The 15,261-nt window shown below is 31.1% G+C and carries 15 protein-coding genes and 1 pseudogene; 5 read left to right on the forward strand and 11 right to left on the reverse strand.

Annotated features, from left to right (window positions below; translation table 11 throughout):
* The 3 genes and pseudogenes from JJE11_RS04030 to JJE11_RS04040 form a co-directional block, all read right to left on the reverse strand.
* A pseudogene (locus JJE11_RS04030) lies at positions 1-810 on the reverse strand (hypothetical protein); the annotation flags it as partial.
* Between the two features lie 188 nt (positions 811-998).
* On the reverse strand, positions 999-2,141 hold the full coding sequence (locus JJE11_RS04035) for a PfkB family carbohydrate kinase (RefSeq protein WP_291632965.1): 1,143 nt from the start codon (positions 2,139-2,141) through the stop codon (positions 999-1,001).
* Between the two features lie 215 nt (positions 2,142-2,356).
* Positions 2,357-3,970, reverse strand: coding sequence for an MBL fold metallo-hydrolase (locus JJE11_RS04040; protein WP_291632966.1), 1,614 nt, complete (start codon positions 3,968-3,970; stop codon positions 2,357-2,359).
* A gap of 289 nt (positions 3,971-4,259) precedes the next feature.
* Between JJE11_RS04040 and JJE11_RS04045 the strand changes: the two genes are divergently transcribed.
* The gene (locus tag JJE11_RS04045; protein ID WP_291632967.1) at positions 4,260-4,391 is read left to right on the forward strand and encodes a hypothetical protein; all 132 of its coding nucleotides are present in this window, start codon (positions 4,260-4,262) and stop codon (positions 4,389-4,391) included.
* A gap of 135 nt (positions 4,392-4,526) precedes the next feature.
* On the opposite strand, the gene pepF is transcribed toward JJE11_RS04045, so the two are convergent.
* From pepF to JJE11_RS04070, 5 genes are all read right to left on the reverse strand, one after another.
* The gene (pepF, locus tag JJE11_RS04050; protein ID WP_291632968.1) at positions 4,527-6,335 is read right to left on the reverse strand and encodes an oligoendopeptidase F; all 1,809 of its coding nucleotides are present in this window, start codon (positions 6,333-6,335) and stop codon (positions 4,527-4,529) included.
* 45 nt (positions 6,336-6,380) lie between these two features.
* The gene (locus tag JJE11_RS04055) at positions 6,381-7,547 is read right to left on the reverse strand and encodes a TraB/GumN family protein (RefSeq protein WP_291632969.1); all 1,167 of its coding nucleotides are present in this window, start codon (positions 7,545-7,547) and stop codon (positions 6,381-6,383) included.
* A 289-nt stretch (positions 7,548-7,836) separates the two neighbouring features.
* Positions 7,837-8,460: a DUF47 family protein gene (locus tag JJE11_RS04060; protein ID WP_291632970.1), complete on the reverse strand. Its 624-nt coding sequence runs from the start codon at positions 8,458-8,460 to the stop codon at positions 7,837-7,839.
* 41 nt (positions 8,461-8,501) lie between these two features.
* A complete protein-coding gene (locus JJE11_RS04065; RefSeq protein ID WP_291632971.1) occupies positions 8,502-9,002 on the reverse strand; it encodes a hypothetical protein in 501 nt (166 codons plus the stop codon).
* Positions 9,003-9,237: 235 nt separating this feature from the next.
* A complete protein-coding gene (locus tag JJE11_RS04070; protein ID WP_291632972.1) occupies positions 9,238-10,305 on the reverse strand; it encodes an FAD-binding protein in 1,068 nt (355 codons plus the stop codon).
* A 557-nt stretch (positions 10,306-10,862) separates the two neighbouring features.
* Between JJE11_RS04070 and JJE11_RS04075 the strand changes: the two genes are divergently transcribed.
* Both JJE11_RS04075 and JJE11_RS04080 read left to right on the forward strand, forming a co-directional pair.
* Positions 10,863-11,981 (forward strand): NAD/NADP octopine/nopaline dehydrogenase family protein, encoded by a 1,119-nt coding sequence (locus JJE11_RS04075; RefSeq protein WP_291632973.1) that lies wholly within the window; start codon positions 10,863-10,865, stop codon positions 11,979-11,981.
* A gap of 299 nt (positions 11,982-12,280) precedes the next feature.
* Positions 12,281-12,466 (forward strand): hypothetical protein, encoded by a 186-nt coding sequence (locus JJE11_RS04080; protein WP_291632974.1) that lies wholly within the window; start codon positions 12,281-12,283, stop codon positions 12,464-12,466.
* Positions 12,467-12,601: 135 nt separating this feature from the next.
* Here JJE11_RS04080 and JJE11_RS04085 read toward each other — a convergent pair whose 3' ends face one another.
* Both JJE11_RS04085 and sigG read right to left on the reverse strand, forming a co-directional pair.
* The gene (locus tag JJE11_RS04085; protein ID WP_291632975.1) at positions 12,602-12,787 is read right to left on the reverse strand and encodes an alpha/beta-type small acid-soluble spore protein; all 186 of its coding nucleotides are present in this window, start codon (positions 12,785-12,787) and stop codon (positions 12,602-12,604) included.
* A gap of 241 nt (positions 12,788-13,028) precedes the next feature.
* Positions 13,029-13,802 carry an RNA polymerase sporulation sigma factor SigG gene (gene sigG / locus JJE11_RS04090; RefSeq protein WP_291632976.1) on the reverse strand — a complete coding sequence of 258 codons (774 nt, stop codon included), beginning with the start codon at positions 13,800-13,802 and terminating at the stop codon, positions 13,029-13,031.
* Between the two features lie 196 nt (positions 13,803-13,998).
* Between sigG and JJE11_RS04095 the strand changes: the two genes are divergently transcribed.
* Both JJE11_RS04095 and JJE11_RS04100 read left to right on the forward strand, forming a co-directional pair.
* Positions 13,999-14,340: a carboxymuconolactone decarboxylase family protein gene (locus JJE11_RS04095; RefSeq protein WP_291632977.1), complete on the forward strand. Its 342-nt coding sequence runs from the start codon at positions 13,999-14,001 to the stop codon at positions 14,338-14,340.
* Between the two features lie 120 nt (positions 14,341-14,460).
* Positions 14,461-14,808, forward strand: coding sequence for a cupin domain-containing protein (locus tag JJE11_RS04100; protein WP_291632978.1), 348 nt, complete (start codon positions 14,461-14,463; stop codon positions 14,806-14,808).
* A gap of 146 nt (positions 14,809-14,954) precedes the next feature.
* On the opposite strand, the gene JJE11_RS04105 is transcribed toward JJE11_RS04100, so the two are convergent.
* The coding region (locus tag JJE11_RS04105; RefSeq protein ID WP_291632979.1) for a DUF1361 domain-containing protein at positions 14,955-15,261 on the reverse strand (307 nt) is incomplete at its 5' end.

A 15,261-nucleotide genomic window follows, 5' to 3' on the forward strand; every position in this document is an offset into this window, starting at 1 on the left:
ATTTTTTAAATAGTCTTCCTGCGTATCTATACTAGCATTTTCCTCAATCCGCCGAAGGGCAAGTTCTATTAGTCTCTTATTCTTATCAAAAAGGCCTTGTTCCTCATCAAACCACTTCATACTACTGTTAAAAAGCTCGTCTGATGCTTTTATTCCTTCGGCAACATTGTAACTCAAAATGTTCAAAATCTCATTCTTCCGCTTAATTAGTTTACTAACTTCATTATTAATTCTTTTTACAACTTCAATCCCACCTTTAAAATTCTTGGACTCAATCATTTTAGAAAGCAGTATCTGTTGAATGCTTATTTTGCTCTCATCTTTTATTTCCTTTGTATCAAGGTAAAACTCAATAGCCTGCGATGTTATATAATAACTGATGGTATTATCCTCTATTTTAGATTCAATTAATTTGATTCTTGAGGACATCCGCTTCTTTTCCACAGGATCAAAGTAATTATAGGAAAAAGGCTTTCCATCATTTATAATTTTATCGAAAATATAATTTACAAGTTGCATGTTTTCTTTTTCATCTAAGTACAAATCGTAATCCCGTTTTAAAATTTCAGTGGTAAACTGAGAAAACTGTTCAAAGGAAACCCCTTTGTCATTAAAATTATTTTCTTCTATAAATAGCCTCAATGTTGCTATTACTATATAACCCATGTCAATAAAGTTATATATTCCATCCTTAAATGAGTCTAACGATATCTCCCTAATCTTAAAAAACGGATAATATTTTTTTAGGTTTTGCATTCTTTCATTATGCTCACCTATTATCTCATCAATATAATTGAATTCACTATTCAAAATCCACCAACTCCTAATCTATATCTACCTACTTTTATTATAATCCATAACACTCCGTACTTTCCACTATTTTGTATATATTATTACCAAAAACAGTGGAGTTGTATTAACATATGTTCTATTCTCATGTATGACACTTTATTAAAAAAACACTATCAAAGCTTGAACCCTTTGATAGTGTTTTAAATTTATATATTGTCATCACGCCAGTTATTTAAGAATTCTTTCATATCATCGAAGCTTGGACTTTTAGCATTTCTAACATAATACCCTGATGTTGCAACTCCTAAAATTAAGGATTGCTCTGGACTTAGTTTAAGCATTTGCCCAAGACAAAAACCTGCATTGAAATTATCCCCGGCACCAGTTGTTAGTATGGGACTCGCTGTATAAGGACCATCAACATGATAGTAGTTCTCTCCAACTACTACTGTTGCTTCTACTGTTGGATGTATAACAAGGCAATATATATCTAATTCTTTTGATATTTGCTCTGTTAATTCTTTTAAGCTATTCTTATCAATATTTTCGCATTTATATCCTTGTATCCCTAAAACCTCAGCTATTTCAACAGATTCTTTTAAATTAAGTCCAAGTATTACATTGAAGTATTTATTAAATTTTTGTATAAGTCGCAGTGCTTCAATAATATCCTCATTATGTCTTTTCTCTGGATCGGCTAAATCAATTAGCATGAGCCTTTTCCCTTCATTATTATCAATATAAGGTAGAACCTCCTCAATTAACCCCTTCCAGATATCGCTCATATTCGGAATCATAGTCCAGTTTACAATTCCAAAAAGGCTTGAATCATTTATAAGTTCTTTAAGCTTAGGTATTCCAATAACTTTTTTTATATTTTCCCAATTTACATCATTTAAAGATTCAAGTTTCCCAATCATTAGTTTTCCATCTTCAAATTCTAGAGCATCAGTAGTACCTGGGTTAGCTAGTGAATATACCTCACCATTTTCTTTCATATGTTGAAACACATTGTCTATTTCAGGATATCCAAGGGCTCCAATATAAGTTAGCTCCAACCCATAGTTTAAAAATGCGTTGCTTAATATTGGACCGTTACCACCAAGTTTTTCCTGCAATACTACCATTTCAAAATTAGTACTAAGTCCAGCGGCTTTTACTATCCTTTCTCCAAATTCTTTAATGGTTTTCATTCTATCAAATTCTGTTACACTTTTTCTTTTTCCTACGACATGAACAATTTTATCAACAAAGCCATCCAACCCTATTAAAACCTTTTCATCATTTGGCCTCTTACTCTCTAAAACAACCAATAGCTCACTAATTTTATTTTTAAATTCCATTATCATAAATTCTCCCCCAATATATGGTATTTTACTTTTATCATACAATATGAAACAGAAGTTGTCCACTATATTACCAATTTTTGTTGTCTAAGAAAATAATTCTTCTTTACTATTTCAATAGTATTTTTTTAAATAGTCCCTCATACACAAAACCAACCCCTTAATGAGGTTGGTTTAATATTTAACACTTTTTTATAGCATGATTTTTATTTAAAATATTACTTAGATTCCTTGTCATCGTAAATAAAATCATTTATAATATCAAGCAATTTTTCCTTATCTAGACTTTCAATATTATTTATTGATTTAATATCTTTTATCAATTTGTTCCTTAGATTTTCATCAGCTTTATCAGCTTTATTAGCTCTATAAGCTTTTTGAGTTTTATTAGTCTTCTTAGTTTTGTCGATTCTATAAGCTTTGTCAGATTTATCAGCTTCTTCGTTAATATAAAATTTCTCTCCACTTGCAACAATTCTTGAACTGTAACCCTTGGAATCCAATAATAGATGAAAACTCTCCTGTGCCTCTTTATCTCCATGGACAAGCAGAATTTCCTTTGGTTTTTCCATAAAGCTTTCTATCCAACTTAATAATCCGTTTCTATCAGCGTGTCCTGATAATCCCTCTAGGTTATAAATATGAGCATTAACAGCAATTGGTTCTCCAAATATCTTAACTGTTTTTGCACCCTGTACTATATTTTTTCCTAGAGTTCCTTCTGCTTGATATCCTACAAAAACAATTGATGATTCTTTTCTCCATAAATTGTGCTTAAGATGATGTTTTATTCTACCTGCATCACACATACCACTTGCAGAAATAATTATTGCCTTGCTTTGAATTTCATTCAAAGCAGCTGAATCCTGTTGAGAAATTGAGAATTTCAAACCATCAAACCTAAATGGATACTCCCCCTTCATTACAAATTCTTTAGCCTCTTTATCATAATCCTCATCATGGCTTTCAAATATCTTTGTTGCTCGAATAGCTAAAGGGCTATCGATATAAACTTTAATATCCTTCAAGTCTTCATTTTCTACATATTTATTTAATTCATATAAAATCTCCTGAGTCCTTCCAACTGCAAATGAAGGTATAATGACATTTCCACCTCTTGCAAAGGTCTCCTTAATTATTTTTAATAACTCCTTTAAATCTTCGTGAATCTCAGGATGAAGCCTATCGCCATAAGTGGTCTCTATTATCAAGTAATCTGTATAATTGATGATAGTCGGATCTTTTATAATTGCCTTATTTATATTGCCCAAATCGCCACTGTACACCAGTTTTACTTCTTGTTGATTTTTTTCTGTAATATATAATTCAACAATAGCAGAGCCCAAAAGATGCCCTGCATCTCTAAATCTTATTTTTAAACCATCAAAAACCGTTATCAACTCATCATAGGGAAATGCTCTAAAAAGTGAAAGAGACGACTCCGCCAATTTAACTGTATATAGTGGTTCCGCAGTTTTTAATCCCTGACGTTTTCTTTTTCTGTTTTTCCATTCAAACTCCGATTCATGAATGTGTCCACTGTCAGGAAGCATAATACTACATAAATCCATTGTTGACTCAGTAGATAAAATCTCTCCCTTAAATCCCATCTTATAAAGTAGCGGTATTCTTCCGCTATGATCTATATGGGCGTGTGATAAAATTACATAGTCTACCTCTTTAGGATTAAAATCAAATTCCTCATTTCCAAATTCCTTTTCACCTCTGCCCTGATATAAACCACAATCAAGCAAAACAGTCTTTCCATTTATGTGTAAAATGTGACATGAACCTGTAACAGTTTTTGCCGCTCCATAGAATTGAATATTCATAATAATCCCCCTCTTCATCATGTGAATAACTGCTTTATACACTGGTAAGAGTCTCAGATTTACTTTTAAGGATAAGAGTGCGAAAGCATTACGTTAAATTTCGTCTAAAGCTTCAAAATATTCAGATATTTCTTTCTATTATAGCAGATAGGTGATAATATACCATCTATTATTATAAAATCTTGAAATATTTTTTTAAATGAGTATATTGCTATTGTATTTTATTACCATTAAATGTATTATTAAAGTATTGAGGGGTGATACTATTAATAAAATTCAATTCAATAATATGGAATTATTAAAGCAAATAGAATATATCAATAATAAAGTTATAGAAGGTTTTGAATTAACTAAAATCTGTGAAGTTATTGGAATGGGTAATGCAGCTATAAGAGACAGACCTATCGAAGAATATAGCTAATACTGACTAAATAAGAAACGTAAAAGCAGCCATTGGCTGCTTTTTTATATATAATTTAATTGTTTTAGTTTTGTAGATCTTTTATAGGTGTTAGTGGTGTATTGAAAAATTCAGTAAATTTTCAGCATGTACTACCTAACCTTCTATTTCTTCAGTAAGCTTTATTATCTCATCAATTATATTACCAATATGCTCTATAGTATCAAGCAGTGGCTTTTCTGTGGTTATATCTACTCCAGCCATTTTCGCAAGCTCTATCGGTGTTTTAGTTGAGCCTGCTTTAAGTACCTCTCTCCAGTCATCTATAGCTGGCTTACCTTCATTTAAAATCCTCTTGCTAACTTCTGTTGCTATGGTAAGTCCTGCACTATAAGTATAAGGATAAAGTCCCATGTAATAATGAGGCTGCCTCATCCAAGTAAGTTCCGCTCCATCAATTATTTTCACTTCGTCTCCCCAGAACTTTTCAAGTACACTTCTTTTTATTTCATTCAGCTTAGTAGCCTGAACGCTTCCGCCTTCATCAATTATATTGTATACTTCTCTTTGGTATGCTGCTTCTAAAAGGTGAGTCACAAAGTTATGATAATAGGTATTCCCTATCATTGAGGATAAAACCCATCTCTTAAATCTAGGATCATCATTATCTTTCATAAGATAATTTGCCATGAGCATTTCATTCATCGTAGATGGTGCTTCTACGAAATATGATGAGACCTCTGTATCAAATATATTTTGGCTTTCATTACATAAATTAAAGTGTCCTGCATGTCCAAGCTCATGAGCTAGTACAAATACCTCTGTCATTTTTTCAGCCCAAGAAATTAAAATGAACGAATGACTCCCATAAGGACTGTCACAAAATGCTCCTGTAGCTTTCCCCTTATTTTGTGCAAAGTCAATCCACCTTTCATCATAGGCTCTTTTAATCATAGAAAGGTAATCTTCACCTAGAATAGATAAGGCCCCCTCAATATATTTCTTAGACCCCTCCACAGTTATATTAGGCTCATAGCCTGGATCAACTGCAATCTTCAAATCCGCAAAGGTCATTTCCTCTAATTTATGTATCTTCTGAAGATGCTTCGCATACTTTCTCATATGTGGTGCTAACTTCTCCATAATTAGGTCTATCTGCCTGTTATATAGTTTTCTATCTACCTTTTGAGAGAATAGTAAACTGTCTATAACGGAATCAAACCCTCTAAGGGTTGCAATTGTTTTTTCCTTTTGAACTTGAGTTTGATAAGCTGATGCTACAGTATGCTGATATGCCCTTAATTTAGAAGAGAAAGCTTCAAAAGCAGCTCTACGTACCAATACATCATTTTCATATTCCCATTCATCTTCAAAAAGTCCAAAACTAAGTGGATGCTCCACTCCGTCTACAGTAAAGTTATCGAAATCCATATCCGCAAGCTTAGCTCGTTCATAAATGCTAAAAGGAGCTTCTAATGTTCCCGATAACGCAGCTAATACTCTTTCTACTTCTGGATGAAGTGCATGTACCTTATTTCTTTTTATATTATTTAAATAATTGCTATTTTCCTTTGACTCATTTATAGCATCCTCAATAATTCTTTCGTCTGCTTGTATAATCTCACTGTCTACAAAGCTTATTCTGCTGTTTATGTCAGATGCTATATTCATAAATTTCATAAATCTATCCTGATTTTCATCGTTAGTATGATCTACTGAAACTGAAAGCTCTGCGTAAGTTCCTGTAAGAGTCATAAGCTTAACTATCTCTCTCACTTTATCCAAACATTGATTTATATTACTTGCTGTATTCAGCTTTTCTTTATAACTTTTTTCCAACTTGAAAATAAGTCCTTGAAGTTCTTTTACAGCTAAATTATACTTATGCTCGGTTGCATAAATAGCAGATAAATCCCAAGTAAGTAATTTCTCTACATCTTTTCTAGCCTTCAAAATTTTACCCATTTTAAAGCCTCCTTTTATATAAGCTCTCGTATTATTTATATTCTACTACAGTAGATTTTTTACAATATCTATTCCTGCAATCATACTTCCTATTGAACTTCCTATGTTAGCCATAATAACTATTAACATTGTTCTTAAAAAGCGATTTTTATAAAACCCTTTAATGCTCAATATGTCCATTGGAATATTGATTACATCTTGTACAGTTGGTTTTCTTACAGTAGCTTCAGTAAGACCTGCAAACCAACCACAAGCCATAAAAGGGTTTAAAGAAGTAATAGGGGATGCAATAAACGCTGTAATAATGCTTAGTGGATGCCCTAGTGATATTGCTGTAAATAATGAAGCTATTAATCCATTCCACAATATCCATGCAGATAATTGATGCAATCCTGTTTGTATGTTTGTAATAAAACCATAAGAAACCAATCCTATGATACAGGCAGGAATAACCCAACCAAGAATTTTAGAAATTTGAGACTTAGGCGGTATTTCAGTAATACTTTCCATGTCTTGAGATTTAAATATTTCTTCCTTTACACCCTTAAGATGTGCAGCTCCTAAAATGGCAACAATCTTTTTTCCTGGTGCATTTTTAATTTTGTTTGCTAAATGTTGATCTCGTTCACTAATTAAAATCTCCCCTACTTTAGGAAACTGCTTACGCATATCAGCCATAGCTACTTCTAGTACATCTTCTTCCATAATTTTTTTCACCGCATCATCTGAAATCTGTTTATCATCATCGTCGCCATCCGCATCAGAAAATAACACTCCCAGCAGCAATTTACCCTTTTCCCAAAAACTTAACTTACGCCAAATACGTAAGAATGTAGTCTGTATACTACGATCTGCCAATATTAATTCTGCATTAATCTCTTTAGCACTTTCCATAGCTTGCAGAATCTCTTTCCCCGCTGTTGTGTCTAGTTTTTTAGCGATTTTTTTCTGATAGGAGCTAAGTACAAGATTTGCTAAAAGAAATCCTACTTTTTTCGTCTTGATAACTTGGATAATATCTGTATTTTCCCATGCTTTAGGATTTTGGATACTTTGATAACGTGCATCATCCAGCTCAATGCAAACACTATCAGGATTTTCTTCACTAACAACCTTTTTCACAAGTTCAGCACTTTCTTTCAAAACATGAGCTGTACCAACTAAAATAATTTCTTTTTCTTGATATTTTAATACTATAATATTATCCTTCACTAAGCTTCATCCCCTTATTCTGCTATAAATTCAAACTTGAAATACAATACAATTATATTATAACCTTTCTTTTCTAAATTTCTATAAAAACAACCAATTTATTCTGTTTTAAGCATAATAAAGCGATCCAACAGTATATGTTTTAAGGGATTCCCATGTTTGGAAATCCCTTTTACTGTTTTTCTAAATTATAACTTGAATACAATGTTTTATAATTTTCCCTCAACATAAACCATCTTTTTTGTTATTCTCACAGCAGATCCTTCACTAAAACGCATTAAAAATGATGCTATATAAGCCTTACAACTATTCTATGGAATATATCCACAGCATCTTCAAAATTAAGGGAGGCATCTTTTATGTGATGGTATACTTCTCTATATTTTATTGCATTCATTGGATCACTTGTTTTAAATATAATGGTCATTCCATCTCTATAAAGCCTCTCTACATCAGTATGAGTAGCTCTCATTTTAATTATATTTTCTTGTGACTCAATTGGATTATTTTTCAGGATATTTATTGATTCTAAAAGAAAATCCGTACCTTCTTTTAGTTTACCAACCATAAAGGTTATAGTATCATCTGGTGCTACCTCAAAAGTTTCCATGGACAATAGTGTTGACATAGTATATTTTATAATCTTATCCATTGCAATAGAAAAAGTATAAATATCTGTCCTATCAAATGGAGTAGTGAAAGCTTCTATTAATTTGCTTTCCATAATCATTCTAGCTTCATCAGCCTCTTTAACATACAAAATCAACTTTTGCTTTTCTCCATCAGAGTCACTACTCAACCATTTATGTAGCATATCTACCCCAAAAGCATTTATTTCTGCTTGTTTAATTAACATTTCATAAAAATCATATTTATCCGGGAAAAACCTATCCATTAAACTTCCTTTGTCCATATTCTACCTCCAGTATATTATTTAGAAATTAAATTTACTCCTTATAAATCTTTTGTTAGTATTAATTTATGTAGTTCAGCTTTATCACGCTTATGAACAAAGTGATTATCTGAAGCCTCAAATAAGCTAGTACATCCTAATAACTCTTGTTTTGTACTTGGTAGTGATTCTATATTTTTAGTTATAGGTGCTAATTCAAGCGTAGAATCAGTGGAACCTTCTACCTTATACACTCTATACATTGTGAGTTTTTGTTTACTAAACATGTGCTTGACCTCTACTGTTTCCTCTTTATATATATAATCACCTATAAATATATCATCCACATATAACATAGTCTGAGCATTGTCTTTGTATGAATGTGATAATACTTTCTCACTCTGCATATACTCATACACACACTGAAAAATATTATTCTCATAAAATTCTTTTGAAATAAGTCTTAAAGTCTCATTAGCATCATCTACATTTATTTTATGGTTAGAAAATTCTTCTGTTAATTTAGTTAACTGCATTAACGCTTCCTTTGATTTATATGCCATTTTAATAACCTCCCTTCCAGTACATAATCGTTTTAAACTAGATATATTTAAAGGGATTTATCTTTTTAGAAATCCCTTTTACTCTTATATATATTTATATGCTTATGTCAACTTTTTTACTTCTGTCTACTAATAAATACCCGTCGAGCTTTTCTTAAATTCTTCTGCTTATTATAACACATTCAATAAAAAACTCTACCCTCTTGCTAAAGCAAAATAGCCCTCTGCCTTTATATTAAAAAAGTTCTATGCTTTGTATACCTGTTGACATAGCCATTTTTCTTAAACTCTTATTATACATTACAGAAGATTTCAAATTTTTGAGAATAATATTTCTTCTAATTCCACCACATGCCCTAGCATATCTTAATTGAAAACCGTCTATACCCTGCTTTAGTGCCTGCGCCGCATCACTAGCACTTTGAAATGCATAACTAAATCCCTCTGCTGAACTTGGACTTATCCAACCTGCTGCTTCACCTATAAATGTAACTCTATCCTTTCCAGTGCAAGTATCTTTTATACTTTGTGGACGGAGTATAAATGCCCCTTCTCTTTTCGTCCTTTTACCAAAAATAAATCCATAATTTTTCAACTTGCTCTTGAGCAATTCAAATTTCTGTACTGGATCATCTTCTATAGAAAGTGCCGCACCTATAATAAGACTATTTCCCTTAGGAATTGCCCAGGAATAGAAATCTGTTATTTCCGGATCAAAAATCGCTGAAAAATATGGCAGTGTTTCTTCAACTTCAAACCATTCTTGAATAGATATATATTTTTTTAAATTCCCTTGTAAGGGAAATTCCTGTCTACGAACAAGTGAATTTGCTCCATCTGCACCTATTATAAGTTTTACATTTTCATTATATTCCTTACCGTTATGTAGAAAATTTATTTTGTAAAAATCTTTTTTTTTAATATAATTTTTAAAATAGCAGCCACATCTTAAATCAACTTGATGTGGAATAATTGAAACAAGCCACCTATCAAATTTTTCTCTATCTATGTTCAAATAAAATCTCTGGTAATATTTTTCAATCTTATTGTATAGATCAATAGTTCTTACTGCAAAAATCTGTGGATCTACCAGTACATCCTTGGGCAATCCCAATCCTAATTTCGCAAGAATTTTCTGTGCATCTGGAGCCAAAAGTCCTCCACAACATTTCACTGTAGATGTTAAATCTGCTGGCTTACTCAATTCTCTTTTATCTAAAAGTAGTACTTTATAATTTTTACCAACAAGCCTTGCAAGTGTTGCTCCCGCTGGACCTGACCCTATAATTGCAATATCATACATAGTCATTTACCTCTCATTATCTATATTTAATCATTAATTATAGCATATCATATCATTTATCGTTTATCAATATATTTATTATGTTTATCAATAAATATAATTGCCAGTAGTTTCTCTACGGATGTGACTATTTCTCCATAACTACGTTTTTCCCAGACTCTCCTATTTCTATCACAGTACCTACAGTTTTAGACCCTCCTATACGGTACTTAAGTAGCTTTCCCACCCTATATACTGGAACTATTAAGAATATATAATAAATAAAAAGGGAAATATAGAATTTGTAGAATAATAAGTTAAAATAAATTTAGTATTATTCTTTATATGGTGAAATATCGAGTAAAGTAGAGCAAAATGGAGATTGTTCGGTATAAATATTTATAATTTGGTTATACTGGGCTTATATGGACTTATATGGTATAATAATAACATGTTTCAAAAAATACCCCTGAATTTATAGCTATAAATGGTATTTCTTATAATACGTATTTAACTTTTAATAACATCTTGGGGGAAAAGAAAATATAAAAAATAAATATAAATTAGGAGGATAAAGAATGAATATATGTATTTTAGGTGGTGGAAATATAGGTACACTTTTAATGGGAGACATCGGAAGAAGCGAGGATATTTCTGTTCGATTATTTACTTCCAGACCAGATGAGTGGAACCATATTATTGAGGTTTGTGATAATGATGGTACAATTAAACACACAGGAAGGGTAGATGTGATATCTAGTAACCCGGAGGAAGTAATAAGTGATGCTGACATCATTATATCCACGCTTCCATCTAATATATTTAGCAAAACGATTCAAATAATAAAGCCTTTTTTTAAAAAAGGAGCTTGGATTGGCATGATGCCCGGTAATGGTGGTGGAGAATTCTATTGCAGTGAACTTATTGAAAACGGATGTACAATATTCGGTTTCCAGAGGGTTCATGGTATTGCTAGATTAAAGGAGTACGGAAAATCTGTGTATGACTTGGGAAAGAAAGAAGAACTTTTTATAGGCGCCATTCCTGCTCGTAATACATCAGAAGTATGCAAGGCATTGGAGCACATACTTAACACTAAGTGCAATCCACTAGAAAATTTTCTACAAGTTTCGCTTACACCAGGCAATCCAATTCTTCATACTGCAAGACTTTATGGAATCTTTCACCATTATAAAGAAGGAGTATATTATGAAAATATGATACAATTTTATAATGAGTGGACGGATGAATGTTCACAAATGTTACTAGCTACTGATGAAGAGGTACAGAATTTGTGTCTTAAGTTAGGGACTATTGATATGAATAAAGTTGGTTTTGTAAAGAAGTATTTTGGAGCAGATTCCGCACATGAAATGACTGCGCAAATTAGCAATAAGCCTGCGCTTAAGAATGTACTGTCTCCACTTATAAAAACAGAAAATGGGTATATTCCAGATTTTAATTCAAGATACTTTCAAGAGGATTTTTCATATGGACTATGCATTATTAAGAGTTTTTGCGAATTGGCCGAAGTCAAAACTCCAATTATTGATAAAATTCTTATGTGGTTTGAAACCTTTTTCGGGGTTGAATATTATGTAGATGGTAGATTTGTAGGAAAAGATTTAAAAGATCTTCCGCTTCCACAAAATTTCGGGATAAAATCAATAGAAGATGTGTTTGCATATTACAAGTAAATTGTGATTATCAATCAAAAAATCAGCCACAAGATAGTATTTTCCATTTTAAATGTGTTGTAAATCAAAAATGGAACTACTATTTTGTGGCTGTTATGACGTACTATTTAAATATTCTTCATTAAACTTTTAATTAATGTTCACAGATATATCCAAAATTATATGTTCCTACGAATTATTTCATCAATCTCATTCTAACTTGTTTTGAGTAAAAAAATAAGAACTTTATCATTAAGCTCTATTTGACAAATTTCAAATATTATAATAAAATATTATTTGAAACTTTAAGGAGGAATAAAATGGATTTTAAGGAATTTTCAACTTGGATTGAAGAAAATGGATTTACTTTTGAACTTGAAGCGTGGGGCGGATGTGCTGTTGACTTAATTACTATTTGTAAAAATGGCAAAGAAGTATCTTCAGCAGGCTACTGTCAAAATATAAACTATGATGAAATAGTGGAAACTTTAATTAATTTAAAATAATAGTTTGTTATTAATATTAATATAAATATCCAGTATTACATATGCTGTAGCCCTTTTATCCATTTGTATGTCTTGTGGGTGTAAAATAAAAGAGAACCATCATTTCTGACGATTCTCTTTTATTTTAATTATTATTTATAAGTTCTTTTCGTAAGACTCAACCATTTTTTTAACCATTTGTCCGCCTACAGATCCATTCTCTCTTGAAGTTAAATCTCCATTGTATCCTTCTGAAAGATTAACTCCTACTTCTTTAGCAGCTTCCATTTTGAATTTGTTTAAACCTGCTTTTGCTTGTGGAACTAATGTTTTCTTTGACATATTAATTACCTCCTCTTTATTTAATAATGATTTTCATTTGCACTATTATTTTGTGCAATATTATAAAGAATATTCGAAGTAATTTATGGTTGATTTAATATAATAAAATAAATATGGATTATTATGTTAAAATTATGATAATATACTTTATTTCTTACAATAATATAAGATTAAAATAAAATCAATATTGCAAACTTGTAAGCAATACTATTAACCTAAAAAAAGGACCCCACTGGAGCCCCTATACATATTTTCTCATGTGCATTAATGCATTTTTTTCCACTCTAGATACCTGTGCTTGGGATATACCTATTTCATCAGCTACTTCCATTTGAGTTTTTCCATCGAAGAACCTCAAATTCAGGATTAACTTTTCTCTATCTTTTAGTTTTTCCATTCCATCTTTTATAGATATGTTTTCAAGCCAATTATCATCTAAATTTTTAGTGTCACCTATTTGATCCATTACATAAGTTTCATCTCCACCATCATGATAAATCGGTTGAAATAAAGATACAGGATCTTGTATAGCAGCTAAAGCAAGTACAACGTCTTCTCGAGACAATTCTAATTCTTTTGCTATTTGAGTTACACTTGGTTCTTTATTATCTTCATTTACCAACCTCTCCCTAACTTGCAATGCTTTATATGCGATATCTCTTAATGACCTGCTAACTCTAATAGAATTATTATCCCTTAAATATCTTCTGATTTCCCCAATAATCATAGGAATTGCATATGTTGAAAACCTTAAGTTTAAACTTAAATCAAAATTATCAATGGATTTCATTAAACCAATACAACCCACTTGAAATAGATCATCAACATCTGCACCTCTATTATTGAAACGCTTTATCACACTTAAAACCAACCTTAGGTTTCCTTGAATAAATTCTTCTCTACACTCATACTCTCCATTTTGTATCCTATATAGTAGCTCTTTCATTTGTTTTTCTTTTAATTTCGGTAATTTTGAAGTATTTACCCCACATATCTCTACTTTATTAAACATCATAAGTTTATCATTCCTTTCAGAATTAACTACATTAGAATTATGTCCTTATGATTTGTTTATTATACTAGAGACAACCTTAGATTTTTTAGCGATTAAATATGACATTCAGAATCAGTCACTAAGCAGGAATTGTATTAAAAATATAATTTTGAGGGAATAATATTTATAGGTATATTAAAAATAAGGTGGGGTTAAAATGAATGATATTATTAAAAATATTGATGTAATAGAAAAGAACTTAAAATATATGACTGAAAATCATAGCGAAATTTATGATGCCTATTCGAATTATGGTAAGTTAATTCATGAAAAAGGCGGTCCTTTAGATGAGAAAACTCGTTGGCTTATTAAAATAGCTCTATCCACAGATAGCCAATATGAATATGCCTTAAGAACCCATATTTTAAAAGCCCTAAAAAGTGGATGCACAAAAGAAGAAATTGAACATGCAATGCTTCTAGTAGCACCAACCTCAGGCTTTCCTAAAATGATGAAGGGAATTCTAATATTAAGAGATGTTACTAACAAAAAAGAATAACCGGCTTGACTTGATTTCATTAACTAAAAAGAGGATTTACAGAACTTTTATTGAATTTACTAATATATGAATAGCTTGCTAGATTCAAAATAGTAATGTACGGAATGGAGGAACAATATTATGATCATTTCTAATAAAAATCAGATTAGTGAAATGCAACTTCAAGGGGAAGGTATAAAAGATGCATTTAAAAAGGTCCTTATTTCACCCAAAGAAGGTTGGGACGGAAATGTAATGAGAGTTTTCAAACTGAAAAGTGGTGGAAATACACCAAAGCATGAACATCCATGGTTTCATGTTAATTATATATTAAAAGGAAAAGGAAAACTGTATCTTGATGGAACAACTTATGAAATAGAAGAAGGTTCTTTTGCTTATGTTCCTGCAGGCAAAATTCATCAATTTGTTAACAACAGTAATGATGAGTTAGAATTTATTTGTATTGTTCCAGAAGAAGGAGAAAAATAGTAATACTATTAGAAGTGTATAAGTAAAGTTGTTAGTCTTATGCTTTTACTATTGTATTATATTTTACCATTTTAATATAAATATTCTACAATACCCACTAATATATAATTGACAAATTCGCGTATAATACAAAAGTAGCTGTTGCTTCAATCAACAGCTACTTTCCCAATTTCAAGTAAAAGATAGTTTATAACATAGACTGCTAAACTAAAAAATCCGAATAAAAGTGTAAATTTAAAGGCCTTTAAATTAACGCTACTTTGTAATATTGTTATTATATTTGTAGGATGTAGAATTATATCCCAGCTATTCCATCTATTAAATCTACCTATGAAAATAGCAAATCCAGTTAGTATATGAACAATTAAAACAAGTATCCAAGAAACCATACTATTATACTTCTTTATCAATGAATGTTGAATTATGTATAGCGAAATAAAACCAACTGCATAC

This window comes from Clostridium sp., assembly GCF_016650095.1.
GTDB lineage: Bacteria > Bacillota > Clostridia > Clostridiales > Clostridiaceae > Clostridium_AD.

What these genes read in the sequence shown, in the direction of transcription:
- JJE11_RS04085 (WP_291632975.1), bottom strand. Translation starts at nt 12,787, where the DNA reads ATGTCAAAGAAAACATTAGTTCCACAAGCAAAAGCAGGTTTAAACAAA.
- JJE11_RS04035 (WP_291632965.1), bottom strand. Translation starts at nt 2,141, where the DNA reads ATGATAATGGAATTTAAAAATAAAATTAGTGAGCTATTGGTTGTTTTA.
- JJE11_RS04070 (WP_291632972.1), bottom strand. Translation starts at nt 10,305, where the DNA reads ATGTATGATATTGCAATTATAGGGTCAGGTCCAGCGGGAGCAACACTT.
- pepF (WP_291632968.1), bottom strand. Translation starts at nt 6,335, where the DNA reads ATGGGTAAAATTTTGAAGGCTAGAAAAGATGTAGAGAAATTACTTACT.
- JJE11_RS04100 (WP_291632978.1), top strand. Translation starts at nt 14,461, where the DNA reads ATGATCATTTCTAATAAAAATCAGATTAGTGAAATGCAACTTCAAGGG.
- JJE11_RS04075 (WP_291632973.1), top strand. Translation starts at nt 10,863, where the DNA reads ATGAATATATGTATTTTAGGTGGTGGAAATATAGGTACACTTTTAATG.
- JJE11_RS04095 (WP_291632977.1), top strand. Translation starts at nt 13,999, where the DNA reads ATGAATGATATTATTAAAAATATTGATGTAATAGAAAAGAACTTAAAA.
- JJE11_RS04045 (WP_291632967.1), top strand. Translation starts at nt 4,260, where the DNA reads ATGGAATTATTAAAGCAAATAGAATATATCAATAATAAAGTTATAGAA.
- JJE11_RS04065 (WP_291632971.1), bottom strand. Translation starts at nt 9,002, where the DNA reads ATGGCATATAAATCAAAGGAAGCGTTAATGCAGTTAACTAAATTAACA.
- sigG (WP_291632976.1), bottom strand. Translation starts at nt 13,802, where the DNA reads ATGATGTTTAATAAAGTAGAGATATGTGGGGTAAATACTTCAAAATTA.
- JJE11_RS04040 (WP_291632966.1), bottom strand. Translation starts at nt 3,970, where the DNA reads ATGAATATTCAATTCTATGGAGCGGCAAAAACTGTTACAGGTTCATGT.
- JJE11_RS04060 (WP_291632970.1), bottom strand. Translation starts at nt 8,460, where the DNA reads ATGGACAAAGGAAGTTTAATGGATAGGTTTTTCCCGGATAAATATGAT.
- JJE11_RS04080 (WP_291632974.1), top strand. Translation starts at nt 12,281, where the DNA reads ATGGATTTTAAGGAATTTTCAACTTGGATTGAAGAAAATGGATTTACT.